27 protein-coding genes are annotated in these 24,558 nt (G+C 69.8%); 13 read left to right on the top strand and 14 right to left on the bottom strand.

All coding sequences use genetic code 11. The features are described from left to right. Nucleotides 1-49 precede the first annotated feature (49 nt). The 3 genes from EJ913_RS20290 to EJ913_RS20280 all read right to left on the bottom strand — a co-directional run bounded on the left by EJ913_RS20290 (nt 50) and on the right by EJ913_RS20280 (nt 1,810). A complete protein-coding gene (locus EJ913_RS20290; RefSeq protein WP_127001259.1) occupies nt 50-283 on the bottom strand; it encodes an FmdB family zinc ribbon protein in 234 nt (77 codons plus the stop codon). Between the two features lie 91 nt (nt 284-374). After that, entirely contained in the window at nt 375-578 is a 204-nt protein-coding gene (locus EJ913_RS20285) for a heavy-metal-associated domain-containing protein (protein WP_127001257.1), read from the bottom strand. 56 nt (nt 579-634) lie between these two features. Beyond that, on the bottom strand, nt 635-1,810 hold the full coding sequence (locus EJ913_RS20280) for a divergent polysaccharide deacetylase family protein (RefSeq protein WP_127001255.1): 1,176 nt from the start codon (nt 1,808-1,810) through the stop codon (nt 635-637). A gap of 146 nt (nt 1,811-1,956) precedes the next feature. Between EJ913_RS20280 and EJ913_RS20275 the strand changes: the two genes are divergently transcribed. The 8 genes from EJ913_RS20275 to lexA all read left to right on the top strand — a co-directional run bounded on the left by EJ913_RS20275 (nt 1,957) and on the right by lexA (nt 8,038). Then, entirely contained in the window at nt 1,957-2,421 is a 465-nt protein-coding gene (locus EJ913_RS20275; RefSeq protein ID WP_127001253.1) for an STY0301 family protein, read from the top strand. A gap of 126 nt (nt 2,422-2,547) precedes the next feature. Then, nucleotides 2,548-3,141, top strand: coding sequence for an anthranilate synthase component II (locus EJ913_RS20270; protein ID WP_127001251.1), 594 nt, complete (start codon nt 2,548-2,550; stop codon nt 3,139-3,141). After that, entirely contained in the window at nt 3,138-4,190 is a 1,053-nt protein-coding gene (trpD, locus tag EJ913_RS20265) for an anthranilate phosphoribosyltransferase (RefSeq protein ID WP_127001249.1), read from the top strand. Before EJ913_RS20270 ends, trpD begins: the two co-directional genes overlap by 4 nt. Continuing rightward, nucleotides 4,187-4,981: an indole-3-glycerol phosphate synthase TrpC gene (gene trpC, locus EJ913_RS20260; RefSeq protein ID WP_127001247.1), complete on the top strand. Its 795-nt coding sequence runs from the start codon at nt 4,187-4,189 to the stop codon at nt 4,979-4,981. The genes trpD and trpC overlap by 4 nt, the downstream gene beginning before the upstream one ends. A 5-nt stretch (nt 4,982-4,986) precedes the next feature. Next, the gene (locus EJ913_RS20255; RefSeq protein WP_127001245.1) at nt 4,987-5,460 is read left to right on the top strand and encodes a GNAT family N-acetyltransferase; all 474 of its coding nucleotides are present in this window, start codon (nt 4,987-4,989) and stop codon (nt 5,458-5,460) included. Continuing rightward, nucleotides 5,457-5,960 carry a cyclic pyranopterin monophosphate synthase MoaC gene (moaC, locus tag EJ913_RS20250; RefSeq protein WP_127001243.1) on the top strand — a complete coding sequence of 168 codons (504 nt, stop codon included), beginning with the start codon at nt 5,457-5,459 and terminating at the stop codon, nt 5,958-5,960. Before EJ913_RS20255 ends, moaC begins: the two co-directional genes overlap by 4 nt. After that, nucleotides 5,957-7,186, top strand: coding sequence for a molybdopterin molybdotransferase MoeA (locus tag EJ913_RS20245; protein WP_127001241.1), 1,230 nt, complete (start codon nt 5,957-5,959; stop codon nt 7,184-7,186). The genes moaC and EJ913_RS20245 overlap by 4 nt, the downstream gene beginning before the upstream one ends. Nucleotides 7,187-7,327: 141 nt before the next feature. After that, nucleotides 7,328-8,038: a transcriptional repressor LexA gene (gene lexA, locus EJ913_RS20240; protein WP_127001239.1), complete on the top strand. Its 711-nt coding sequence runs from the start codon at nt 7,328-7,330 to the stop codon at nt 8,036-8,038. A 4-nt stretch (nt 8,039-8,042) separates the two neighbouring features. Here the strand turns inward: lexA and EJ913_RS20235 are convergent, their stop codons facing one another. Then, a complete protein-coding gene (locus tag EJ913_RS20235; RefSeq protein ID WP_244939428.1) occupies nt 8,043-10,223 on the bottom strand; it encodes a ComEC/Rec2 family competence protein in 2,181 nt (726 codons plus the stop codon). Between the two features lie 135 nt (nt 10,224-10,358). Here EJ913_RS20235 and gltX point away from each other — a divergent pair, with 135 nt between their 5' ends. From gltX to EJ913_RS20220, 3 genes are all read left to right on the top strand, one after another. After that, a complete protein-coding gene (gene gltX, locus EJ913_RS20230) occupies nt 10,359-11,765 on the top strand; it encodes a glutamate--tRNA ligase (protein ID WP_127001235.1) in 1,407 nt (468 codons plus the stop codon). A gap of 100 nt (nt 11,766-11,865) precedes the next feature. Beyond that, nucleotides 11,866-13,179, top strand: a complete 1,314-nt coding sequence (gene gltA, locus EJ913_RS20225; RefSeq protein WP_127001233.1) for a citrate synthase — start codon at nt 11,866-11,868, stop codon at nt 13,177-13,179. A 22-nt stretch (nt 13,180-13,201) separates the two neighbouring features. Beyond that, nucleotides 13,202-13,375: a hypothetical protein gene (locus EJ913_RS20220; protein WP_185909868.1), complete on the top strand. Its 174-nt coding sequence runs from the start codon at nt 13,202-13,204 to the stop codon at nt 13,373-13,375. A gap of 7 nt (nt 13,376-13,382) precedes the next feature. Here the strand turns inward: EJ913_RS20220 and EJ913_RS20215 are convergent, their stop codons facing one another. Continuing rightward, a complete protein-coding gene (locus tag EJ913_RS20215) occupies nt 13,383-13,796 on the bottom strand; it encodes a rhodanese-like domain-containing protein (protein ID WP_127001229.1) in 414 nt (137 codons plus the stop codon). Nucleotides 13,797-13,889: 93 nt separating this feature from the next. Between EJ913_RS20215 and ftrA the strand changes: the two genes are divergently transcribed. After that, nucleotides 13,890-14,855 (top strand): transcriptional regulator FtrA, encoded by a 966-nt coding sequence (ftrA, locus tag EJ913_RS20210; protein WP_127001227.1) that lies wholly within the window; start codon nt 13,890-13,892, stop codon nt 14,853-14,855. Between the two features lie 3 nt (nt 14,856-14,858). Here the strand turns inward: ftrA and EJ913_RS20205 are convergent, their stop codons facing one another. After that, complete coding sequence (locus EJ913_RS20205) at nt 14,859-15,776, bottom strand: LysR substrate-binding domain-containing protein (protein WP_127001225.1); 918 nt, start codon at nt 15,774-15,776, stop codon at nt 14,859-14,861. A 117-nt stretch (nt 15,777-15,893) separates the two neighbouring features. Here EJ913_RS20205 and EJ913_RS20200 point away from each other — a divergent pair, with 117 nt between their 5' ends. Continuing rightward, nucleotides 15,894-16,448: a GNAT family N-acetyltransferase gene (locus EJ913_RS20200; RefSeq protein WP_185909867.1), complete on the top strand. Its 555-nt coding sequence runs from the start codon at nt 15,894-15,896 to the stop codon at nt 16,446-16,448. Between the two features lie 7 nt (nt 16,449-16,455). Here the strand turns inward: EJ913_RS20200 and gloA are convergent, their stop codons facing one another. The 8 genes from gloA to rseP all read right to left on the bottom strand — a co-directional run bounded on the left by gloA (nt 16,456) and on the right by rseP (nt 24,541). Next, on the bottom strand, nt 16,456-16,851 hold the full coding sequence (gene gloA / locus EJ913_RS20195; RefSeq protein WP_127001221.1) for a lactoylglutathione lyase: 396 nt from the start codon (nt 16,849-16,851) through the stop codon (nt 16,456-16,458). Then, entirely contained in the window at nt 16,848-18,041 is a 1,194-nt protein-coding gene (gene lpxB, locus EJ913_RS20190) for a lipid-A-disaccharide synthase (protein ID WP_127001219.1), read from the bottom strand. The genes gloA and lpxB overlap by 4 nt, the downstream gene beginning before the upstream one ends. Next, nucleotides 18,038-18,898 carry an LpxI family protein gene (locus EJ913_RS20185; protein WP_127001217.1) on the bottom strand — a complete coding sequence of 287 codons (861 nt, stop codon included), beginning with the start codon at nt 18,896-18,898 and terminating at the stop codon, nt 18,038-18,040. Before EJ913_RS20185 ends, lpxB begins: the two co-directional genes overlap by 4 nt. A gap of 19 nt (nt 18,899-18,917) precedes the next feature. After that, nucleotides 18,918-19,712 (bottom strand): acyl-ACP--UDP-N-acetylglucosamine O-acyltransferase, encoded by a 795-nt coding sequence (gene lpxA / locus EJ913_RS20180; protein WP_127001215.1) that lies wholly within the window; start codon nt 19,710-19,712, stop codon nt 18,918-18,920. Then, nucleotides 19,709-20,191 carry a 3-hydroxyacyl-ACP dehydratase FabZ gene (gene fabZ, locus EJ913_RS20175; protein WP_127001213.1) on the bottom strand — a complete coding sequence of 161 codons (483 nt, stop codon included), beginning with the start codon at nt 20,189-20,191 and terminating at the stop codon, nt 19,709-19,711. Before fabZ ends, lpxA begins: the two co-directional genes overlap by 4 nt. 205 nt (nt 20,192-20,396) lie before the next feature. Further along, nucleotides 20,397-21,050 carry an OmpH/Skp family outer membrane protein gene (locus tag EJ913_RS20170; protein WP_127001211.1) on the bottom strand — a complete coding sequence of 218 codons (654 nt, stop codon included), beginning with the start codon at nt 21,048-21,050 and terminating at the stop codon, nt 20,397-20,399. 1 nt (nt 21,051) lies between these two features. Next, entirely contained in the window at nt 21,052-23,328 is a 2,277-nt protein-coding gene (bamA, locus tag EJ913_RS20165) for an outer membrane protein assembly factor BamA (RefSeq protein ID WP_238520396.1), read from the bottom strand. A 79-nt stretch (nt 23,329-23,407) separates the two neighbouring features. Further along, the gene (gene rseP / locus EJ913_RS20160) at nt 23,408-24,541 is read right to left on the bottom strand and encodes an RIP metalloprotease RseP (protein ID WP_127001207.1); all 1,134 of its coding nucleotides are present in this window, start codon (nt 24,539-24,541) and stop codon (nt 23,408-23,410) included. Nucleotides 24,542-24,558: the final 17 nt, after the last annotated feature.

Here is a 24,558-nt window from a genome sequence, read left to right as displayed (position 1 = left end):
GGGGAGGAATGAGGTGGGGGCGACCATGGCCGCACTCCCCCATCCCCCGTCAGCGTTTCGGGCGTTCCGACCGGCTGTAATTGCTGAAATGCCCTTCGCGCGCCGCCATCTTCCGGGCGCTTTGAATCACGGCTCCCGATTTGCCTTCGGCGGCGACGCCCGACAATTGGCGGACCGGCTCCCCGGCGCCGCAGGACGGGCAGACGGGCGCCGGGTCGGAGAAGCGGACCAGGGTCTCGAACCCATGGTCGCAAGCTTTGCAGCGGTAGGAGTAGAGGGGCATGAGGGCCTCACAGCGGGAGCGGTTGGGTCCGGACCCGCCCAGTATCCCCTCATATCCACAAAAAATAAAAGGTTTTGTTGCGGCGCAGCGATCAGGCGGCGCCGCCGAAATCGAAGCCCGCTCCTTCGACGGCCTGCTGGACGGTTTCCGGCGCCACGCCACCGGCGACGATGATCGTGCCGGTGGCCAGATCGACCGTGACGGCGGCGCTGGGGGCCGCCTTGACGATGGCGTTCGACACCGAACGGGCGCAGCCGCCGCAGGTCATGCCGAGAACCTTGTACGCATCAGTCATGGAAACATCCCATTGTTTGAAGGCCGAACCGGCCAGCCGCCCACGGCCGAGCGTCGTCAGCCGCCCGCGTGATGCGCGCGGACCACGGCGCTGACCGGAACCAGTACGAACCCACGCTTTTGCACATCCGGCACCCAGGACGCCAGTGCTTCGATTGTCGCATCGTGCGGATGACCGATGGCGATGCCGAATCCCTGGCGTTTCGCGACCTGCTCCACCTGCGCCAATTGCTTGCGGATGGCGGCGACCTCGGCGGTGTTGTCGAGGAAGATGTCGCGGCCGGCGAACGGCATCCTCAGTTCCTGCGCGATGCCGATCCCGGCGCTCTTCGGCGTCGTCCGGCTGTCGAGCCACAGCAGCCCGCGCCGGTGCAGCTCGGCCAGCACGGGGGCCAGCGCCTCCCGGTCGGCGGTGAAGCGGCTGCCCATGTGGTTGTTGACCCCGACATAGCCGTCGAAACTGTCCAGGGCGCCGCGGAACCGGCGCAGGACCTCCCCCTTGTCCAGACCGACCAGCAGGGCGGACGGGCCGGGATCGGCCTTGACGCTGGGCTCCATCGGCATGTGCAACATCAGCTCGTGCCCGTTGGCGCGGGCGGCGCGGGCCTGGGCCGGCAGGTCGTGGGCGTAGGGCAGCCAGGAAAGGGTCAGCGGCCCCGGCAGCGACGCCATCCGGGTCGAGCGCTTGCGGTCCAGCCCCATGTCGTCGATGACGATGGCGATCACCGGCTTGCCGGACGGCACCGACACCGGCACCGCGTTCCGGCGCCACAACGCGGCGTTGCCGGACGGGGGCTGGACCGCCACCGGCGGAACGGGCGGCGGCAGCATCGCCACGACGGTCTTCGGCGGCGGCGCGGCGGGGGGCGCCTCGGGGGTTTGGGCGGACGCCGGACGCTCCGGCTCCGGCGCCGTCATGGGAGGATCGGGCTTTACGGACGGTTGCGGCGCCGGCTCGACCGCCGGGGGGGCCGCCGGGGGGGCCGGTGCCGCCGTGGGCGCCGCGTTCACCATGGCGGCGGGCGGTGCGGGTGGAATCGGCGGCTTGACCGGCACCGAGGCCTGGAGCGGCGACGCCTTGTCGCCGCCGCCCGTCACCAGCGACACACCGAGGCCGATGGCGAAGACGACCGCGACGGCGGCCAGCGCCAGCAGGATCGGGTTGCCCGTCAACGCGGCGGGAAGGGCGGAACCCGCCTTGCTGCGGGTCTTGCGCGGCGCCTTGCGGGCCATGGCGGCGACGTCCATACGTGTTGGCGGGAAAGCGCGGCACAGTGGCACCCCGCCCGGCCCGCCGCAATCGCCCATTCGGCAGGGCAACCCCGCGCTTCGCGCCCGGAATCCCAGCCGCATCAATCTCTTCACGCGGAGTCGTCCCGATGCGTCCGATTCTTGTCATGGCCACGCTGCCGCTTGTAGCCGCCTTTCTGCAGGCCGACCCCGCCCTGGCGGCGACGGAGCTGCGCTGCCCGCCCTCGCTGACCGTGCAGGCGCAGCCCGAAGCCCCCGGCGGCTGGTCGCCCTACCCCGCCAAGGACCTGCATTCCTTCGCCGGAATCACGCTGATCGAGGGCGACCGCGCCAGCCAGATGGTCAGCGACGCCCCCGCCAGCCTCGCCCCCGACCGTGAGGTCAAGCGCGGCCGCAGCCTGGTCCAGGCCTGGGAGTTCGCGGGTGCCCGGCGCGAGCCGGTGTTCCTGCTCTGCCGCTACCGCAACACGCGCGCGACGCTGGCCATCGACCTGCCCCGCGAGATCCGCCGCTGCACCCTGACGCTGGAAACCGACCTGCGCGGCGCCGTCGTCGAGGAGCCGAAAAACGCCCCGCAACTGGCCTGCCGGTAGACGCCCCCGTCGCGGAGGCTGGAAATCCGCCCCCTCAGTCGCTAGGGTGGCGGGCGTTGGAACGGGGCCGGAACGGCGCGACCGGACGATTACCAACCGGATGATTCAGGCGAAGGCGAAGGCGCAATGCTGCTGCTCATCGACAATTACGACAGCTTTACCTACAACCTCGTCCATTATCTGGGCGAGCTGGGCGCCGACGTGCAGGTCCGCCGCAACGACGCCCTGACGGTGGACGAGGCTCTGGCCCTGCGCCCCGACGGCATCGTGCTGTCGCCCGGCCCCTGCGATCCCGACCGCGCCGGCATCTGCCTTCCCCTGATCGACGCCGCCGCCAAGACGCGGGTTCCGCTGCTGGGCGTCTGCCTGGGCCACCAGTCGATCGGGCAGGCCTTCGGCGGCCGGGTGATCCGCGCGCCGGTGCCGATGCACGGCAAGGTCGACAGCATGTCCCACGAAGGGCGCGGCGTTCTGGCCGGCCTGCCCTCCCCCTTCCGCGCCACGCGCTACCATTCGCTGATCGTCGAGCGTTCCAGCCTGCCCGCCTGCCTGGAGGTCACCGGCGAGACCGGGGACGGCCTGATCATGGCGCTGGCCCACCGCGAGCTGCCGATCCACGGCGTGCAGTTCCACCCGGAAAGCATCGAGAGCGAGCACGGCCACAAAATTCTCCAGAACTTCCTGGACCTGACCCGTCCCCGCCTGGAGACCGCGGCATGAGCGCGCCCGGCCATGGTGGAAACCTCGCCGACATGAAGGCCATCCTGGGGCGGGTCTCGACCGGCGCCGCGCTGACCGAGGCCGAAGCGGGCCTCGCCTTCGACATCATCATGTCGGGCAACGCCACGCCCTCGCAGATGGGCGGCTTCCTGATGGCGCTGCGGGTGCGCGGGGAGACGGTGGACGAGATCACCGGCGCCGCCCGCGTCATGCGCGCCAAGGCGATTCCGGTGGAGGCCCCGGCCGGCACCATCGACACCTGCGGCACCGGCGGCGACGGCACCGGCACCTACAACATCTCGACCGCCGCCGCCCTGGTGGTGTCGGCCTGCGGCGTCCCCGTCGCCAAGCACGGCAACCGCGCCATGTCGTCGAAGTCCGGCGCCGCCGACGTGCTGGGCGCGCTGGGCGTCAACCTCGACTGCGACCTGGGGCTGGTCCGCAAGGCGCTGTGGGAGGCCGGGATCGGCTTCCTGATGGCGCCGCGCCACCACCTCGCCATGCGCAACGTCGGCCCGACGCGGGTCGAGCTGGGCACGCGGACCATCTTCAACCTGATGGGGCCGCTGTCCAACCCGGCGACCGCCAAGCGCCAGCTTCTCGGCGTCTTCGCCAAGCAGTGGGTGGAGCCGCTGGCCCAGGTGCTGAGGCGCCTCGGCTCTGAGGCGGCGTGGGTCGTCCACGGCTCCGACGGGCTGGACGAGATCACCACCACCGGCCCGACCACCGTCGCCCAGTTGAAGGACGGCGCCGTCACCGTCTTCGAGATCACGCCGGAGGACGCCGGCCTGCCCCGCGCCGACATCGAGGACCTGAAGGGCGGCGACGCCCAGGTCAACGCGGCGGCGATCCACGCCCTGTTCAACGGGGTGTGCAGCCCCTACCGCGACATCGTCCTGATCAACGCCGCCGCCGCCTTGCTGGTGGCCGGCAAGGCGGAGACGCTGAAGGACGGCGTGGCGCTCGCCGCCAAGGCCATCGACAGCGGCGCGGCCCTCGACCGGCTGAGCCGTCTGGTCGCCATCACCAACGAGGCGAATCCGTCATGAGCGACGTCCTGGACCGCATCAACGCCGACAAGCGCGCGCTGGTCGCCGCCCGCAAGGCCGCCCGCCCGCTGTCGTCGGTCGAGGAGGCGGCGCGCGCCGCCGATCCGGTGCGCGGCTTCGTCCGCGCGCTGGGCGCGGCGGTGGAGAGCGGGCGTTACGGCCTGATCGCCGAGATCAAGAAGGCCAGTCCGTCCAAGGGCCTGATCCGCGCCGACTTCGACCCGCCGGCCTTGGCCCGCGCCTACCGCGAGGGCGGGGCGACCTGCCTGTCGGTGCTGACCGACGAGCCGTATTTCCAGGGCCGCGACGAGTATCTGGTCGCCGCCCGCGCCGCCGTGGATCTGCCGGTGCTGCGCAAGGACTTCATGGTCGATCCCTACCAGATCGTCGAGGCCCGCGCGCTGGGCGCCGACTGCATCCTGATCATCATGGCCTCGCTGTCCGACGCGCAGGCCGCCGAGATCGAGGACGCCGCCATCGCGCAGGGGCTGGACGTGCTGGTCGAGGTCCACGACCGCGCCGAGCTGGACCGCGCCCTGCTGCTGCGCACGCCGCTGCTGGGCGTGAACAACCGGAACCTCAAGACGCTGGCCGTCGACATCGCGACGACCGAGGAGCTGGCGCGCAACGTCCCGGCCGACCGCATGCTGGTGGCGGAGAGCGGGCTCTACACCCCGGCCGACCTGTCCCGCATGGCGGCGGTGGGGGCGCGCTGCTTCCTGGTCGGCGAATCGCTGATGCGGCAGGCCGACGTGACCGCCGCGACACGCGCGCTTCTGACACGGGAGTGAGACCCATGCCGGACGTCGTCATCGCCGCCGAGAGCCCCCGGCAGGAGCCGGTGATCGAGATGATCGCCGCGCTCGACGCCTATCTCAAGCGGCTCTACCCGGCCGAGGTCTGCCACCTGCTGGATCTCGACTCGCTGGCGGCGCCCGACGTGCGGTTCTTCGTGACGCGCAAGAGTGGACATTTGGGCGGCGGGCATCCGGTGGGCTGCGCCGGGCTCCGCATCGACCCGGAGGGGTATGGCGAGGTCAAGCGCATGTACGTCCTGCCGACCCTGCGCGGCGCCGGCATCGCCGCCCGCCTGCTGGCGCGCATCGAGGAGCAGGCCCGCGCCGAGGGGCTGACCGCTCTGCTGCTGGAGACCGGCCCGCTCCAGACGGAGGCGGTCACGCTCTACCGCAAGGCCGGCTTCACGGAGCGCGGCCCCTACGCGGATTATTTCGAACACCCTCTCAGCCTGTTCATGGAGAAGACGCTGTGACCGGCGGTTTCACGCATTTCGACGCCGAAGGGCGCGCGGTGATGGTCGACGTTTCCGACAAGGCGGAGACCGAGCGCACGGCGACCGCCGCCGGCTCGGTCATCATGCAGCCGGAGACACTGCGGCTGATCTTGGAGGGCGGCGTCAAGAAGGGCGACGTGCTGTCGGTCGCCCGGCTGGCCGGCATCATGGGCGCCAAGCGCACCCCCGACCTGATCCCCCTGTGCCACCCGTTGGCCCTGACCTCGGTCAAGGTGGATCTGACCTGCTACCCCGACCGCAACGCCGTGGACATCACCGCGACCTGCAAGCTGAAGGGCCAGACCGGCGTGGAGATGGAGGCGCTGACCGCCGTCTCCGTCGCGGCGCTGACCGTCTACGACATGTGCAAGGCGGTGGATCGCGGCATGACGATCACGGCGGTGCGGCTGCTGCACAAGGCCGGCGGCAAGAGCGGCGAGTGGACTCCGGTCTCCGAGACGGGCGGAGAGCCCTCATGATTTCCGTCGCCGAGGCCCGCGCCCGCATCCTCGCCGGCTTCGCCGCGCTGCCGGCGGAGACCGTCGCCCTGCCCGACGCGCTCGGCCGCGTGCTGGCCGAGCCGGTGACGGCGCGGCTGACGCAGCCGCCCTTCGACGCCGCCGCGATGGACGGCTGGGCGGTGCGCGCCGCCGACATCGCCGGCGCCACGTCCGACCGCCCCGTCGCCCTGCGCCGCATCGGCGAATCGGCCGCCGGCCACGCCTTTTCCGGCAGCGTCGGCGTGGGCGAGGCCGTGCGCATCTTCACCGGCGCCCCCGTGCCGACCGGAGCCGACGCCGTGGTGATGCAGGAGGACTGCAGCGCCGACGACGCCTCCGTGCTCATCGGCCGCGCCGTCGTCGCCGGGCGTTTCGTGCGTCCCGCCGGTTTCGATTTTCCGCAGGGGCGGGAGCTGCTGCCGAAGGGCCGGCGCCTGACCGCGCGCGACATCGCGCTGGCGGCGGGCGGCAACGTGCCGTGGCTCAGCGTCCACCGTCGGCCCCGCGTGGCCGTGCTCGCCACCGGCGACGAGATCGCCCTGCCCGGCGATCCGCTGGGGCCGAGCCAGATCGTCAGCACCAACGCGCTCGGCCTTTGCGCCCTGGTCGCCACCCAGGGCGGCACCGCCCACAATCTGGGCATCGCCCGCGACACGGTCGACAGCGTCGCCGCCATGGCCGCCGGGGCGGCTGGCTGCGACCTGCTGGTGACCACCGGTGGCGCGGCGCAGGGCGATTACGACCTCGTCCGCGACGTGCTGGCCGACCGGGGCGTATCGCTGGACGTGCACAGCATCGCCATGCGGCCCGGCAAGGCGGTGATGTTCGGCCGCGCCGGGACCGTCCCGCTGCTGGGCCTGCCCGGCAACCCGGTCTCCACCGGGGTGACCGCCGTGCTGTTCCTGCGCCCGATCCTGCGCGTGCTGCAAGGGCTGCCGCCCGACGACGGCGAAGGGCCGCGCCGTGCCCGGCTGGGCACCGCGTTGAAGGCCAACGACCGGCGCGAGGACTACATCCGCGCCACCCTGACGACCGGCGACGACGGGATCCCCACCGCCACGCCCTTCGACCGGCAGGACAGCGCCATCACCTCGCTCTACGCGCAGGCCGATTGCCTGATCGTCCGCGCGCCGCAAGCCCCGGCGGCGGAGGCCGGCGCCGTGGTGGACATCGTTCCGCTCTCCGGCGGCGCCCTCAATCTGTGACGGGCTCCGGCGGGAATTTCCGTCCAACCTTTGGTGAATCGGCGCCGAGACCTCTTGACGTTGCACGGGAACCAAACTAGAACATAAGCTGACGTTTTGCTTTTGTTCCAACTCCAGTGCGGCACCCGCCGGGAGGCACCCATGCTCACGCGCAAGCAGCACGAATTGCTGCTCTTCATCAACGAGCGGCTCGGCCAGGGCGGTGTTTCTCCATCCTTCGACGAGATGAAGGACGCCCTCGGCCTGAAATCGAAGTCGGGCATCCACCGCCTGATCACCGGGCTGGAGGAGCGCGGCTTCATCCGCCGCCTGCCCCACCGCGCCCGCGCCCTGGAGGTTCTGCGCCTGCCCGAGGGGCTGGAAGCGTCCCGTGTCCGCTCGGCCGCCGCGCGCGGCAAGTTCCAGCCGAACGTCATCAAGGCCGACTTCACCCTGACCGGCCGCGACGTCTCCGCGGCTCCGGTGACGGAAACGGTGCAGTTGCCGATGTACGGCCGCATCGCCGCCGGCATGCCGATCGAGGCGCTGCACGACAACTCCGCCTTCGTGGACATCCCGGCGACGATGCTGACGGCCGGCGAGCATTACGCGCTGGAAGTGGCCGGCGATTCGATGATCGAGGCCGGCATCCTCGACCACGACACCGTCATCATCCAGCGCTGCGACGCGGCCGAGAACGGCACCATCGTCGTGGCCCTGGTGGACGACGGCGAGGTGACGCTGAAGCGGCTGCGCCGGAAGAACAACACCGTGGCGCTGGAGCCGGCCAACGCCTCCTACGAGACCCGCATCTTCGCCGCCGACCGCGTCCGCGTGCAGGGCAAGCTGGTCGGTCTGGTCCGCAAGTACTGAGTCTCTACCGCCGCCCCGTCCAGGGGCGGTCGCCGCGCCCGTCGCGCACGCTTTCGACCCGGATGCCCCCCGTTTCCACATAGAGCGCGTGCGCGCCCTCCCGGCGCAGGCGCCAGCGGTCGATGACCAGCGGCGCGCGGCATCCCCGCGCCGGAAACACGGCGATCACCACCTCCGCCGCGCCGCAATCCTCGTCCAGCGCGTCGGGCAGCCGCAGCAGCGCGATGCGCCGCCCCGCCGCGTGGTAGAGGCAGCCCAGCGCGTCGCAGGTCAAGCGCCCGTCCGCCGACAGACCGGCCTGGGGCCAAGGATCCGCCGGCTGGGGTTCGCCGTCGCGTTGCAGCCAGGTCTCGGCGGTGCGGCCCTCCGTCTTGCTGGACAGGCTGAGCCGGCCCGACGCCGAGCGCACGGCGGCGACCTTGCCGTCCCCCGACACGATCACGTCCGGGCGGTCGACCAGCGCCGGGGTGGCAAGCCCGCCGAGCACCGCGACCAGACCCCACCAGCGCCAGCGGCGTGTCCACACGCACAGCCAGATGCCGCCGAGGATCACCGCCGCGAAGCCGCCCGCCGGCATCGCCGGCACGGTCAGCGAGGCCCAGGGCAGGCCGCCGAAGAAGGTCGCCGTTCCGATCACCACCCGGTCGCCCCAGTTCATCGCGATCACCGCCGGGGCTTCCAGCCCGAAGGGCAGCAGCGCGTAGGCGATCAGGCTCCACGGCATCACCCAGAAGGAGGTGACCGGGATCGCGATCATGTTGGACAGCACGCCGTAGAAGGCGATCTGCTGAAAGTGGAACAGCGAGAAGGGCAAGGTCGCCAGCGTGGCGATGACGCTGGTCAACACGATCCCGCCGACATAGAGCAGCGCCTTGCCGAACCAGCCGAGATCGCGCTTCCACGCCGCCATCGGGCCGCCGCCTTCGAAGGCGGCGATCAGCGCCACCACCGCCGCGAAGGACATCTGGAAGCTCGGCCCCAGCATGCCCTCCGGATCCATCGCCGCCGTGACGATGCCGGCGAAGGCGACCAGCCGCATGCTGAGCGGATCGCGGTCCAGCACCACCGCCCCCATGATCAACCCGGTCATCAGCACCGACCGTACCGTCGGCAGCGGCGCCCCAACCAGCAGCGTGTAGGCGAGCGCCGACAGGATGCCGAACACCGCCGCGATCTTCTTGACCGGCCACCGCAGCGCGACATAGGGCACCGCCGCCAGCAGCGCCCGCACCACGTAGAACAGGATGCCCGCCGCGATCCCGACATGCAGGCCGGAGATCGACAGCAGATGCGCCAGCCCGCTGTTGCGGAAGGACTCCATCGTCGGGTCGGGGATGGCGAACTGCTCGCCGTTCAACAGGGCGGTGGTCACGCTGGCCTCGACCGGGTCGTCGATGGTTCTCGCCACCCGCTCGGCGATGTAGCCGCGCAGTTGCTCGAAGACGACCGTCACCCGCGACCAACCGGTGACCGGCGGCGCGTCGATCACCTCGGCGGCGCCCACCGAGAATCCGACCCCGCCCAGCCCCATGAAATAGGCGCGCCGCTGAAAGTCGAAGGCGCCCGGTTCGGCCGGCGGCTGGGGCGGCGACACGCTGCCGCGCAGACGGACCAAGGCGCCCGGCGGCGGCGGGGGATGCTTGTCCGACACACGGATCCGCAAGGCGGCCGGGGTTTCCTCCGGTTTCAGCCGGCTGACCGTCGGGTCGCGCAGGGTCAGCCGTACCGCGCCCGGCCGCCGCTCCACCGCCATGACCCGCCCGGTGATCGTCGCCGATGGGATGTCGCGCGCCAGCACCGGCGCCGCCACCAGCATGGCGTGCCCCTGCGCCGTCAGGAATCCGCCGGCCACGACCAGCAGTCCAAGCGCGACGACCACCCCGGCCAGCCAGCGGCGCAAACCCGCCAGCAGAACCGACGCCCCGACGACCGCCGCCAACCCGCTCCACCAGGGCGGTTCGGCCGGCAGCCAGAAGTACCCCACGGCCCCGAACCCGAAGCCCACCGGGATCCACAGCACCCAGCGCTCCCGCTCCGCCGCCAGTTGGTTGGTCAGCCAGCCCCAGGCCGACAGCAACGGCGCCAGGACGCGCGTCCACGGCGCGACGGTCGCCACAGGCTCCCACCCCTCGTCCAGCGGGCCGGGCAACGGATCGTCCAACGGGGCGGCGGACCGATCCGTCACGCCCGCCCCGTTCCCGTTCGACGCCCTTTTGCCGCCCATGCGCGCATGGCATTGCCCCCGAACCCGGTCCCTGTGATACAGCTTGACCGACCATCGTTGCAGTGTAGCAGCGTCGAACCCGGAATTGAGACACCGATGACTGTCGTCACCCGTTTCGCCCCCTCGCCCACCGGCTTTCTCCACATCGGCGGTGGCCGCACCGCCCTGTTCAACTGGCTGTACGCCAAGCGGATGGGCGGCAAGTTCCTGTTGCGGATCGAGGACACCGACCGGCAACGCTCCACCCAGGCCGCCGTGGACGCGATCCTCGACGGACTCCAGTGGTTGGGTCTGGATTGGGAAGGCGACGCCGTCAGCCAGTTCGAGCGCAAGGACCGCCACGCCGAGGTCGCCCACCAGATGCTGGCCGCCGGCAAGGCCTACCGCTGCTATTGCAGCCCGGAGGAGCTGGACGCCATGCGCGCCGCCCAGAAGGCCGCCGGCCAGCCGATGCGCTACGACGGCCGCTGGCGCGACCGCCCCGACTCCGACGCGCCGGAAGGCGTCGCCCCCGTCATCCGCCTGAAAGCCCCGCAGGAGGGCGAGACCGTCCTGAACGACCTCGTCCAGGGCGAGGTGACGGTGCAGAACGCCCAGCTCGACGACTTGATCCTGCTGCGCGCCGACGGCACCCCAACCTATCTGCTGGCGGTGGTGGTGGACGACCACGACATGGGCGTGACCCACGTCGTGCGCGGCGACGACCATCTGACCAACACCTTCCGCCAGATCCAGATCTTCCATTCCATGGGCTGGGATCTGCCGCGCTTCGGCCACATCCCGCTGATCCACGGCGCCGACGGCGCGAAGCTGTCCAAGCGCCACGGGGCGCTCGGCGTCGACGCCTACCGTGATCTCGGCTATCTCCCGGAGGCGGTGCGCAACTACCTGCTGCGGCTGGGCTGGTCGCACGGCGACGAGGAGATCATCTCGACCGAGCAGGCCATAGAGTGGTTCGACCTGGAGAGCATCGGCCGCTCGCCGTCGCGCTTCGACTTCGCCAAGCTCGACAGCCTGAACGCCCATTACATGCGTCTGGCCGACGACGCACGGCTGGTCGGGCTGGTCGCCCCGCGCCTGGAGGCCGATCTTGGCCGCGCCCTGACCGAGGCCGACCGCGACCTGCTGACCCGCGCCATGAACGGGCTGAAGCAGCGCGCCCGCACCGTCGTCGACCTCGCCCAGAGCGCCCGCTTCTACGTCGCCGCGCGCCCGCTGCCGGTCGATGAAAAGGCGTCGGCGCTGTTGGACGAAAAGGGCCGCAGCCTGTTGACGGATCTGGCCGCGCAGTTCGCGGAGGAGCCGGAATTCACCGCCTCGGCGCTGGAAGGCCGCGTGCGCGCCTTCGCCGAGGCGCGTGGCGAGAAATTGGGCAAGGTCGCGCAGCCGTTGCGCGCCGCGCTGACCGGGTCGACGGTGTCCCCGCCGATCTTCGAGGTCGCCGAATTGTTGGGCCGTGACGAGACCTTGTCTCGCATCCGCGATGCAGCGGGTGCAGCATAAAGGGTCTTTCCGTTCGTTGCCATCGGGCGGGCTTGGAACTATGCTGCGCCGATCAAAAAAGGGCACCAAGCCCAGACCTCAACGATAAGGACGTGCCGAGATGACCCAGACTGAGGACGGCAACGACACCGTCACCCTCATCGACAACAAAACGGGCAAACAGGTCACGATGCCGGTGCTGCACGGCAGCGTGGGGCCGAGCGTGATCGACATCCGCAAGCTCTACGCCGCGACCGGTTACTTCACCTACGATCCGGGCTTCACGTCCACCGGCTCCTGCGAGTCGGCGATCACCTACATCGACGGCGACGAAGGCGTCCTGCTGCACCGCGGCTACGCCATCGACGAGCTGGCCAAGAACTCGACCTTCCCGGAAGTCTGCTTCCTGCTGCTGAACGGCCACCTGCCGACCGCCGCCGAGAGCACCGAGTTCGACGTCATCCTGCGCCGCCACTCGATGGTGCACGAGCAGCTGACGAAGTTCTACAGCGGCTTCCGTCGCGACGCGCACCCGATGGCCATCATGTGCGGCGTCGTCGGCGCCTTGTCGGCCTTCTACCACGACTCGACCGACATCGAGGATCCGGTGGAGCGCAAGATCGCCGCGCACCGCCTGATCGCCAAGATGCCGACCATCGCCGCGATGGCCTACAAGTACTCGGTCGGCCAGCCGTTCATGTACCCGCGCAACGACCTGACCTACGCGGAAAACTTCCTGTACATGACCTTCGGCACGCCCTGCGAGCCGTACAAGGTCAACCCGATCCTGTCCAAGGCGATGGACAAGATCTTCATCCTGCACGCCGACCACGAGCAGAACGCCTCGACCTCGACCGTCCGTTTGGCCGGCTCGTCGGGCGCCAACCCGTTCGCGTGCATCGCGGCCGGCATCGCCTCGCTCTGGGGTCCGGCCCATGGCGGCGCCAACGAGGCCGTGCTGAAGATGCTGGAGGAGATCGGCTCGGTCGATCGCATTCCGGAGATCGTCCGCCGCGCCAAGGACAAGAACGACAACTTCCGCCTGATGGGCTTCGGTCACCGGGTCTACAAGAACTACGACCCGCGCGCCCAGGTCATGCGCGAGACCTGCCACGAGGTCCTGGCCGAGCTCGGCATCAAGAACGAGCCGCTGCTCGACATCGCGATGGAGCTGGAGAAGATCGCCCTCTCCGACCCGTATTTCGTCGAGAAGAAGCTGTACCCGAACGTCGACTTCTACTCGGGCATCATCCTGAAGGCGATGGGCTTCCCGACCAGCATGTTCACCGTGCTGTTCGCGCTGGCCCGCACCGTCGGCTGGATCAGCCAGTGGAAGGAGATGATCGAGGATCCCGTCCAGAAGATCGGCCGTCCGCGCCAGCTCTTCACCGGCGAAAACAAGCGGCCCTTCGTGCCGCTGAACGAGCGTGGGTAACCGTCCCACAGCCCGTATCGGCATGGGCGGCTCCAACGGAGCCGCCCAGGACCCGGCTGCGTTCATCGTGCCGGCCCGGCGGGTGCGTCTGCACCCGCCGGCCAACGACAACAAGGCGCCGCTCGGCTGGCGCCTGCGCCGGCTGGTGGTCTATCTGCTGATCCTGGCGTTGCTCGCCGGGATCGTGCTGATCTGACGGCCGTCTAGCCCGCGTCGTTTCCGGTAACGACGGCGAAGCCCTCGTCCGCCCACCCCGTCATGCCGCCGATCATCAGTTTGACCGGCCGCCCCAGCCGCGCCAGACGCAACGCCGCCCGGTCGGCCCCGTTGCAGTGCGGCCCGGCGCAGTAGACAACGAACAGAGTCCCCTCCTCCCACGCCTCCATCCGCCGCGCCGTGATCTTGCCGTGCGGCAGGTTGATCGCCCCCGGCGCGTGGCCCGCCGCGTAGGCCGCCGGCCCGCGCACGTCGAGCAGGACAAAGTCACCGGCGGCGCCCTTCAGCGACTCCTGCACGTCCCAGCAATCGGTCTCCAGCGACAGGCGCCGCGCGAAATGCTCGGCGGCCAGATGGGACGGGGCTGCGGGGATTTCGGCGACCAGACTTGGACTCGGCATGGCGCACACTCCAACAAAGTTCATAAGTGGGCGTAGGGTGTCGCAGCGGCGGCGGGCTGGAAAGTGGCGCGATTGCCAGTTACCGTGCATGCCGTGCCAAACCAATCCCCTCTCGTCGCCGTCCTCGCCTATGACGGTCTCTGCACCTTCGAATTCGGCGTCGCCGTCGAGGTGTTCGGCCTGCCGCGCCCGGAGCTGGGACCGGGCTGGTACCGCTTCGCCGTCGCCGCGCTCGATTCCGGCCCGCTGCGGGCGATGGGCGGCATCCGGGTGATGGCCGATGGCGGGCTGGAACTGCTGGACGAGGCCTCCACCATCGTGGTTCCCGGCTGGCGCGGCGCGCGGGAGCCGGTTCCCCCCGCGCTGACCGCGGCGTTGCAACGGGCGGACGCGCGCGGCGCCCGCATCCTGTCGATCTGCTCGGGCGCCTTCGTCCTCGCCGCCGCCGGGCTGCTGAACGGGCGGCGCGCCACCACGCATTGGCGCTACGCCGCGGCGCTGGCCGATCTTTACCCCGACATCCGCGTGGCGCCCGACGTGCTGTACGTGGACGAGGGCAACATCCTGACCTCCGCCGGCAGCGCCGCCGGGATCGACCTCTGCCTGCATCTGGTGCGGCGGGATTTCGGCCCCGACGCCGCCAACAGCGTCGCCCGCCGGCTGGTCGTGCCGCCGCACCGCGAGGGCGGGCAGGCCCAGTTCATCGAGGCGCCGGTCCCCACCGCGCGGGAGGGCGCGCGGCTCGGGCCCCTGCTCGACCATCTGCGGGACCGGCTGGGAGAGGAGCACAGCTTGGCCTCCATGGCCGAGCGGGCGGGGATGAGCCTGCGCACCTTCCTGCGCCGCTTCAACGCGCTGACCGGCCAGACGCCGGGCGAATGGCTGCTGGCCGAACGTCTGGCCCGGGCACGGAGCCTGCTGGAAAACGGCGAGACGGCGGTGGAGGAGGTCGCGACACGGGCCGGCTTCGGCTCCGCCGCGACTCTGCGCCACCACTTCCGCCAGAGGCTGGGGATCAGCCCGGCGACTTACCGGGCACGCTTCCGCCGGTCGGCGTAAGGGCTACGGTTCTCCTCGGAACCGGTCCCGGACCCAGGCGCGAAAGCTGCGGGCATCCTCGCCGGCCTCCGACAGCAGCCACGCGCGAAACGCCCGCGACACGGGACGCCCGCGCTCCGGCCCCGGCGCGGTGAGAACGTAACGGTCACCGATTGGCGCCACCGGACCGAAGGGGCAGACCAGCCGCCCGGCCTCCAGGCTGTCGAGCGCCAGCGATGGACGCCCCAGCGCGATCCCCATCCCGGACTCCGCCGCCCGCAAAACCAGGACGGAGTCGGAGAAGCCCAGACCGCCCGAGCTGTCCAGCCCATCCAGCGCCGCCTCGGCCCGCCACAGGCTCCAGTCGGGAGAGGAGTGGAAATGCAGCAAGGTCAGGGCAGCCAGATCGGCCGGGCCGCGCAGCGTCTCCGCAAGGTTCGGGGCGCAGACCGGGAAGAGCGGTTCGTCCGACAGCGTGTCGCCATCGGGCGAGTCGTCTCCGCCCCGCACATAGCGGATCACCACCCATCCGGACTCGGCCTCCACCGGCCGGTCGATGTTGCCGGTGTCCAGATCCACACGCAGACCCGGCCAGCCCTCCAGAAAGCGCGGCAACCTCGGCAGCAGCCACAGCGCCGCCCAGGCGGCCGGCGCGGCGATGCGCAGCCGTTGCGGTCCGTCGCGGCCGATCCGCTCCAGAGCCTCACCCATCCGGCCCAACCCGCCGGTGCAGGCGCGCGCCAGATCGCGCCCGGCGTGGGTCAGCACCAGCCCGCGCGGGGTGCGCTCGAACAGCCGGGTGCCGAGTTGCTTCTCAAGATCACCCACCTGCCGGCTGATGGCGCCGTGGGTCAGGCCGATCTCGGCGGCGGCGCCCGTCATGCTGCCGCAGCGGGCGGCGGCCTCGAAGGCGGCCAGGGCGGTCAGGGGAAGGCGCGGCATGGCGGGGTTCACTGGCGGACAGGATCGGAAACGGCGGGAGGACGCTGTGAGAAAAGCTCACACCCCTCCGTTTCGAAGTCAATGGACGGTCGGCCCCGGCGGCGGCAAGCTTCGGCCATGGACACCCACGCCCCCCTCCCCCACGCCGCCGATGGCTTGACCATCTGTTCCGTCACCCGCCTGGACGAACCCGCACTGCGGGCCGGGTTGGAGGCCTTGCTGGAGGACGCCGTCGCCAGCGGCGCGTCGGTCGGCTTTCACGCGCCGCTCGACCCAACCCTGAACCGCGCGTTCTGGGACGAGATCGCCGCCGATCTGGCCGGTGGGCATTTGACTCTGCTGGTGGCGCGCGACGCGGAGGGCGCGGTGGCCGGGTGCGTGCAGCTGGTGCCCAGCCCGAAGCAGAACGCCCGGCACCGCGCCGAGGTGCGGAAGCTGCTGGTCCACAGCGCCCACCGCCGGCGCGGCATCGCGCGCCGGCTGATGGAGGACCTCTGCGCCTCGGCCCGAGAGCAGGGGCGCATCGTGCTGCAACTGGACACGCTGGCCGGCGACGTCGGCGAACCGTTCTACCGATCCACCGGCTGGATCCAGGCCGGGGTGTTGCCCGACCACACGCTGGAGGCCGACGGCCGGTATCACGACACCGTGCTGTTCCACCGCCGGCTTTGAGGCGTCCTTACTTCTTTTCGATCAGCTCGACCTTGTAGCCGTCCGGATCCTCGATGAAGGCGATCACGGTGGTGCCGTGCTTCATCGGGCCGGGCGGGCGCGGGATCTTGACACCCTCGGCAGCCAGCTTTTCGCAGGTGGCATAAATGTCCGGCACGCCGATCGCGATGTGGCCGTAGGCGGTGCCGATCTCGTAGGGTTCCTTCTGGTCCCAGTTGTGGGTCAGTTCCAGCACCGCCGTGTCGGATTCGTCGCCGTAGCCGACGAAGGCCAGGGTGAAGCGGCCCCCCTCGTAGTCGTTGCGGCGCAGCAGCTTCATGCCGAGCAGGCGGGTGTAGAAATCGACGGATTTGTCCATGTCCAGGACGCGCAGCATCGTGTGCAACAGTCGGAAGTCGCTCATGGCCTTGCCTCTCCCGTTTCGGGGTTGGGGTGGTGGTGGGCTACGATGTCGAGAATGACGCGGGCGGCCCGCTCGCTGGGCGGCGTGTCGCCCTGCCCCAGCCAGCGGGCGACCTCGGCCACCCCGTCGATCTGCTTCTGGCGCGCCTGCGGGTCGTCCAGCAGGCGTCCTAATTCTTCGGCCAGCCGGTCGGGCCGGCAGTCCTGCTGCAGCAGTTCCGGCACCAGCATGCGGTCGAGCATCAGGTTGACGAGGTTGACGTATTTCACCCGGATCAGGCGCCGGTAGAGCGCCACCGTCACCGGGTTGAGCCGGTAGGCGATCACCGTCGGCAGCCGGGCGAGCGCCAGTTCCAGCGCCACCGTTCCCGACGCGGCGAGCGCCGCCTCCGAGGCCGCGAAGGCGTCGTATTTGGCGGAGTCGCCCTCGACCAGGATCACCCGCAGCGGCCAGCCGGCGACGGCCGCCGCCACACGGTCGCGCACGGTGGCAACGGTCGGCACCACGGCCACCAGCCCCGGATGGGTCGGCAGCAGCCGTTCCAGCGTCGCGCGGAAATCGGGAAGCAGCCGCGAGACCTCGCCCTTCCGGCTGCCGGGCAGCATGGTGACCAGCCGATCGTCCGGCGTCAGCCCGTGCTCGCGGCGGAAGCGGGCGGCGTCGCCCTTGCCGGCCCCGCCTTCGACCACCGAATGGCCGACGAAGGTGCAGGCCAGCCCCTCGCGCTCGAAATAGGGCGGTTCGAAGGGCAGGATCGCCAGCAGATGGTCGTAGATCGCCGCGTATTTCGCCGCCCGCTTCGGCTTCCAGGCCCAGACGGTCGGCGCCACGTAATGGATCAGCGGAAGCTCGGGCGCCGCCGCGCGCAGCTTCTTGGCGACGCGGACGGTGAAGCCCGGCGAATCGATGCCGATCACCGCGTCGGGACGGTCGCGCAGCACCGCAGCGACCGTCTGGTCGATGCGGCGGATCAGGTTGGGCAGATGCGGCAGCAGTTCGAAGATTCCGAACAACGTCAGTTCGCCCATGGGAAAGAGGCTTTCCAGCCCCTCGGCGATCATCTTCTCGCCGCCGATGCCCTGGAACCGCACCCGGCCGCCGGTCAGACGCTTGGCCGACGCCATCAGCCGGGCACCCAGCGCGTCGCCCGACGGCTCGCCCGCGATCAGGAACAGGGTGGGCACGCTCATGGGACGGTCCCATCGGAGGATACGGTGGGTTCGGGCGCGTCGATGCCGATCACAAACAGCCCCAGCCGGTCAGCCACCTCGGCCACCGCCGCGCGGTCGATCAGCAGGCTTCCCCCCGCCTCCACGGCGACGCCGCGCAGGCCGGCGGCGGCGGCGTTCTCCACCGTCGTCACCCCCATGGTCGGCAGGTCGATGCGCTTGTCCTGGCGTGGCTTCCTCACCTTGACCAGCACCCCGCCCGGCCCCGGCCGCGCCAGACCGGCGCAGCGCGCCAGCATGGCGTCGGTGCCCTCAATGGCCTCCACCGCCAGGACGATGCCCTGCTGGACCACTGCCCCCTGACCGACGTCGAGGTCGCCCAGCGCGCGCGCCACCTGCGCGGCGCGCGCGATGTCGCGCCACGCCGCCTCGTCCGGGACCAGCGACCCGACCGGGCCGGGCGCCGTCAGCAAATCCTTGAGCAAATCGTGCAAGCCGACGACCCGGAAGCCGTCCTCCTCCAGTTCGCGCACCACCGAGCGCAGAAGTCCGTCGTCGCCGAGCGCGCGCGTGCCGACCCGCGCCAGGAAGCGCGTGGTCCGCCAATCGGGCAGCAGCTCGGTGAAGGAAGGGCGCTTGACCGGCCCGGCGAACACCACGTCGGCGACGCCCTCGTCGTGCAGCCGGCGGATGATCGTTCCGGCGGCGCCGAAGCGGCTCCACAGATGGGGCAGTCCGGCGACCGTCTCCGGGTCGGTGTGGCCATCGAAGGCCACGAGGAACACCGCGCGCCCCTGGCCCAGCGCCGCCGCCGCGATCCTGGCCGGCAACGTGCCGCCGCCGGCCAGGATGCCGAGTTTGGGCGGAACAGCCGTCATCGGACGGGTCTCCGCCGTCTCAGCCTTCGCGCGGCTGGCAGAGGGACCGGGCCTCCTTGGCGCGGATGAAGTCGAGCACGTCGGCGATCAGGGCGCGCTCGCCGAAATCGCGGCCGACTCCCTCCACCCGCTCGGCGAAGGTGCCCTCCGGACCGAACAGCATGCGGTAGGCGGCGCGCAACGCGTGGATGTCGTCCTTCTTGAAGCCGCGCCGCTCCAGCCCGACGAGGTTCAGCCCGGCCAGACGCGCCCGGTCGCCCATGACGAGGCCGAAGGGAATCACGTCGTTCTCGACGCCCGACATGCCGCCGATCATGGCGTGGGCGCCGATGCGCACGAACTGGCGCACCGCCGACAGCCCGCCGATGATGACGTAGTCGCCCAGCGTCACGTGACCGCCCAAGGTCGCGTTGTTCGCCAGGATGACGTGGTCGCCGACGACGCAGTCGTGCGCGACGTGCGAGCCCATCATGAACAGCCCGTCGTCGCCGACACGGGTCAGCATGCCGCCGCCCTCGGTGCCGGGGTTCATGGTCACATGCTCGCGGATCTGGTTCCGCGCGCCGATGACCAACTCCGACGGCTCGCCGTGGAACTTCAGATCCTGCGGACGATGGCCGATGGAGGCGAAGGGGTAGATCTCCGTCCCCGCTCCGATGCGCGTCCGTCCGTCCACCGCGACGTGGGACACCAGCCGCACGCCGTCGCCCAGTTCGACGTTCGGGCCGACCACGCAGAAGGGGCCGACCGACACGCCCTCGCCCAGCTTGGCGGAGGGATCGACGATGGCGGACGGATGGATCGTTACGGTCATTTCTCGTCCAGGATCATGGCGGAATAGACGGCTTCGGCGACGAGGACGCCGTTGACCTTGGCCTCGCCCTTGAACTTCCACACGTTGGCGCGCTTGCGCTGCTTGGTGACGTGGATGTGGATGGTGTCGCCCGGCGTCACCGGCCGGCGGAAGCGCGCCTCGTCCACCGTCATGAAATAGACCAGCTTGCCCTCGGCCTCCGGCCCCAGCGTGCCGACGACGAGCACGGCGGAGGTCTGGGCCATCGCCTCGATGATCAGCACGCCGGGCATCACCGGACGCGACGGGAAATGGCCCTGGAAGAAGGGCTCGTTGATTGAGACGTTCTTGATGCCGGTGGCGCTTTCGCCCAGCACGATGTCGACCACCCGCTCGATCATCAGGATCGGGTAACGGTGCGGGATCATCTGCATGATCCGCATCACGTCGAGGTCGGGCATCGTGTTGTTCTGTTCGTTGTTCTCTGCCGCTACATCCATCGTCCGGCCGCCCGCCTTTCCAAACACCGCCAAGAGTTTCCGCGTTCCCGAAAAAATGGGACCGGGGCGCCGCATCGACGCGGCGTCTGAATTCTTCGTCGCCTTCTTGCCCGATTTCCGCCGCGACTGCAATCGTCGCCACCTTGACGGAAAAAGCCGCCACCCTCCCCGGAGGGAGAATGGCGGCCCCGGACCTTGGGCCTTCTTACGGCTTGGGAACGTTCAGCGCGACCTGCGGCAGCTTCTTGTTCACGCGGTCCAGCACCGTCTCGGTCACGTCGAGCTGGGTGTCGACCAGAACGAACTGCTGACGGGCAAGCACCAGATTGGCGCCGCGCTCGCGCGAGATGTCGGCCACGACCTCGACCATCGTCTTGTGGACGACGGCCATCGCCTCGTTCAGCGAGGTCTCCAGCACGCGCTTGCGGGACTGGACGGTCTTCTGGACCTCCGCGACCTGCTTCTCGAAATCGCGGCGCTTGTTAGCGAGCGCCTCGGGCGCCAGGACGGTCTGCTGCTTGCGCAGCTCGTCCTCGCCCTTGCGCAGCTTGTCCTCGAGCGTCGAGATTTCCTTCTGGTAGGTCTCGCGCAGCGTCTCGAAGGATTTGGAGATCCCCTTCGAAGCGACGGAGTCCTGCATGATCTTCTGGACGTCGATCACGGCGATGACCGGCGCCTTCAGCTCGCCCGTCGCGGGGGCAGCCGGGGCGGCGGCCGGAGCCGGGGCCGGCGTTGCCGCCGGAGCGGCCGGCTTCGGAGCCGCCTGGGCCAGGACCGCCGGGGCGTAGGACAGACCGGCGGTCACGGCGACCGACAGGGCGGCGGCGCGAAGCGTCGCCTTGAGCGTGCTGGATTGCATCTTAGAACCTGGTTCCGAAGCTGAAGCGGATGAGCTCTTTCTTGTCGTAGTCTTCCCTGCGCAGCGGCAGGGCGACGTCGAGCCGGATCGGCCCGAACGGCGATTTCCACGACACGCCGGTGCCGACCGACACCCGGATCGATTCGTTGTCCTTCACGTTCGGATCGCTGATGTCGACCTTGCCCAGCGAACCCACGTCGGTGAAGGCGTGACCCTGCAGGCCGAACTCTTCCGGAAGGCCGAACGGGAAGCTCATCTCCACCGAGGCGCGGGCGTAGCGGGTGCCGCCCAGCGCGTCGCCGGTGATGATGTCGCGCGGGCCGATGCCGGCGGTGTTGAAGCCGCGCAGCGTGTCGCCGCCGATGAAGAAGCGGTCCGCCAACGCCACCTTCTGGCCGAGGCCGAGGATGTAGCCGAGTTCGCCGGTGGTGCTGAGCACCCAGCTCTCGCCGCCCAGCGGCACGTAGTAGCCGCCGGCCAGACGGTTGCGCAGGAAGCGCACCGACCCGCCGAGACCGGCGATGTCGTTGGTCAGGCGGATGAAGTAACCCTCGGTCGGCGACAGCTTGCTGTTGCGCGTGTCGTAGGTCAGCTCCTGGCCAATCAACGAGGTCAGACGCTCGCCGCGCTGCTCCTGCACGTATTTCGAGGCGGTGGTCGGCACCTCCTCGATCAGGGTGTCCTGGAGCTGGTAGTAGACGCGCTGGCGCAGGCGTTCGGTCAGCGGGAAGCCCAGGCGCAGCGCGAGGCCGGTGTTCTTCTCGTTGAAGGAGCTTTCGTCTTGGTAGTCGCGGCGGACCCGGAAGACGTCCACGCCGGCCGACAGGTCGCGGTCGAGGAAATACGGCTCCGTGAAGGAGACGTCGTATTCCTGGCGGACGCCGGAAATCGTGGCGCCGAAGCGCAGATCCTGGCCGCGGCCGAGCAGGTTGCGCTCGCGGATCGAGAAGTCGCCCAAGGGACCGTCGGAGGTCGAGAAGCCGGCGCCGACCGAGATTTCACCGGTCGACTGCTCCGCCACCTCGACGTTCACGACCGAGCGGTCGGGCGCGCCGCTCTCGCCCGACGTGATGGTCACGCGTTCGAAATAGCCCAGATCCTTGATGCGCTGTTCCGAGCGCTTCAGCTTGGACGAGCTGAACGGGTCGCCTTCCGACAGCAGCATCTCGCGCCGGATCACCTTGTCCAGCGTGCGGACGTTGCCGTTGATGTCGATGCGGTCGACGAAGACGCGCGGGCCCTCGTTGATCTCGTAGGTGATGTCGACGCTCTGGGTCTCGCGGTTGCGCGAGATGCGCGGCCGGATGTCCACGAAGGCGTATTGCAGGTCGCCGACCGCGGTGGTCAGCTTGGTGATGGTGTTCTCCACCTCCTGCGCGTTGTACCAGTCGCCTTCCCGGGTCGACAGGATGGCCTGGAGCGCGGCGGGGTCGAGCTGCTTCAGGGAGGTCTTGATGTCGACCTTGCCGAACTTGTAGCGCTCGCCTTCCTCGACCGTGAAGGTGATGAAGAACGCCTCGCGGTCCGGCGTCAGCTCGGCCACCGAGGAGACGACGCGGAAATCGGCGTAGCCTTCCTTCAGGTAGAAGCGGCGCAGCAGGTCGCGGTCGTAGTTCAGCCGGTCGGGATCGTAGTTGTCGTCCGAGGTGAGGAACCGCCACCACGCGGTTTCCTTGGTCTGCACCGCTTCGCGGAGCGAGCCGTCGGAGAACTTCTCGTTGCCGACGAAGGTGATGCCTCGCACGCCGGTGCGGACACCCTCGTTGATCTCGAACACCAGATCGACGCGGTTCTGGTCGAGCTGGATGATCTTCGGCTCGACGGTCGCGGCGAAGCGGCCCTGGCGGCGGTAGATGTCCTGGATGCGCTGGACGTCGCTCTGCACGCGGGTCCGCGTGTAGACCACGCGCGGGCGCAGCTGGATTTCCTTTTCCAGGTTGTCCTTTTCGATCCGCTTGTTGCCCTCGAAGGCGATGCGGTTGATGATCGGGTTTTCCACGACCACCGCGACCAGGGCGTCGCCCTCGCGTTTCAGCGACACGTCGGCGAACAGGCCGGTCGCAAACAGCGCCTTCAGCGAGCTGTCGATCCGGTCGGGATCGAACGGGTCGCCCGGCTGGATCGTCATGTAGGAGCGGACCGTGGAGGCTTCGATTCGCTGAATCCCCTCGACCCGGATATCCCGCACCGTCCCGCCGGTAAAGACCTGCGCGACCAGCGTTCCAGGCGCCGTGAGCGGCGAACCCGTTTGGGCGAGGGCGACAGACACCGTCGTCATGGCGCAGCTGGCCAACAGGCCCGCCGCCAAAACTCTGCTCGACACCGGCAAAATCACGCTCCCTGGCATGGGGCTGGGCTTAAGACACCAGTCCCCGGAAGAAATCGAACACGCGGAGTTGATCCAGGTCGTTCCACGTGGCGAAGACCATGAGCGTTAATACCAAAGCCAGTCCAATGCGGAAACCGTATTCTTGCGCTCTCGCTCCAAGAGGACGGCCGCGCACGCCTTCGATGGCGTAGAACAGCAGATGGCCGCCGTCGAGCATCGGCACCGGAAACAGATTGATCAGCCCAAGATTGACCGACAGGAAGGTCATGAACCAGACCAGCGGATACCAGCCCGATTGCGCCACCTCGCCCGACATCTGGGCGATGCGCAACGGCCCCCCCAGCTCCTCGGTGCCGCGCGATCCCTCGATCATCTGGCCGAGCGCCGTGAAGGTGCCGGTGATCATGCCGGTCACCTCGCGCACCGCCTGCCAGACGGCCGTCACCGGGTCGTGCCGCTTCATATCGACGCTGCCGCGCGTGATGCCGAGCTGGCCGATGCGGTGGGCGTTGCCGAGCCGGTCGACGACCTCGCGCGAATCGGGGGTGACCGGCAGGGTGACGGTCTTGCCCTCGCGCTCGATCTCCATGCGCAGGGTCTCGCCCGGCTTGATCGAGACGATCTGGCGGATTTCCTCGAAGCGCTGGATGCCGGCTCCGTCGATGGATAGGATCAGGTCGCCCGGCTGCAGCCCGGCGCGCTCGGCGGCGCTGCCCGGCTGCACCCCGCCAACGTCGGCCGGCGTGAAGGATTGGCCGGCGGTGGCGAACAGCACGGCCAGCACGGTGATGGAGAAGACGAAATTGGCGATGGGGCCGGCGGCGACCACGGCGGCGCGCTGCCCCACCCGCTTGTGATGGAAGGACACCGCGCGCTCTTCCGGCGACATGGCCGTCAGATGCGCGCCGGGGGTGCTGGCCGGATCGGCGTCGCCGAACATCTTGACGTAGCCGCCCAGCGGCAGGGCGCTGAATTTCCAGCGCGTGCCGGCCCGGTCGTTGAAGCCGAACAGCTCCGGCCCGAAGCCGATGGAGAAGACCTCGATCCGCACGCCGTTGCGCCGCGCCACCAGGTAATGGCCAAGCTCGTGAACGAACACGAGCACGGTGAGGACCAGCAGGAACGCGAGCACCGAGGTCCAGAAACCGCCAATGATGTCCATCTTACCCTTTGTGCCCT

This window comes from Azospirillum doebereinerae (assembly GCF_003989665.1).
Lineage (GTDB): Bacteria > Pseudomonadota > Alphaproteobacteria > Azospirillales > Azospirillaceae > Azospirillum > Azospirillum doebereinerae.
Note: the sequence above shows the minus strand (reverse complement) of the source record. Positions and strands in the feature narration are given on the sequence as shown.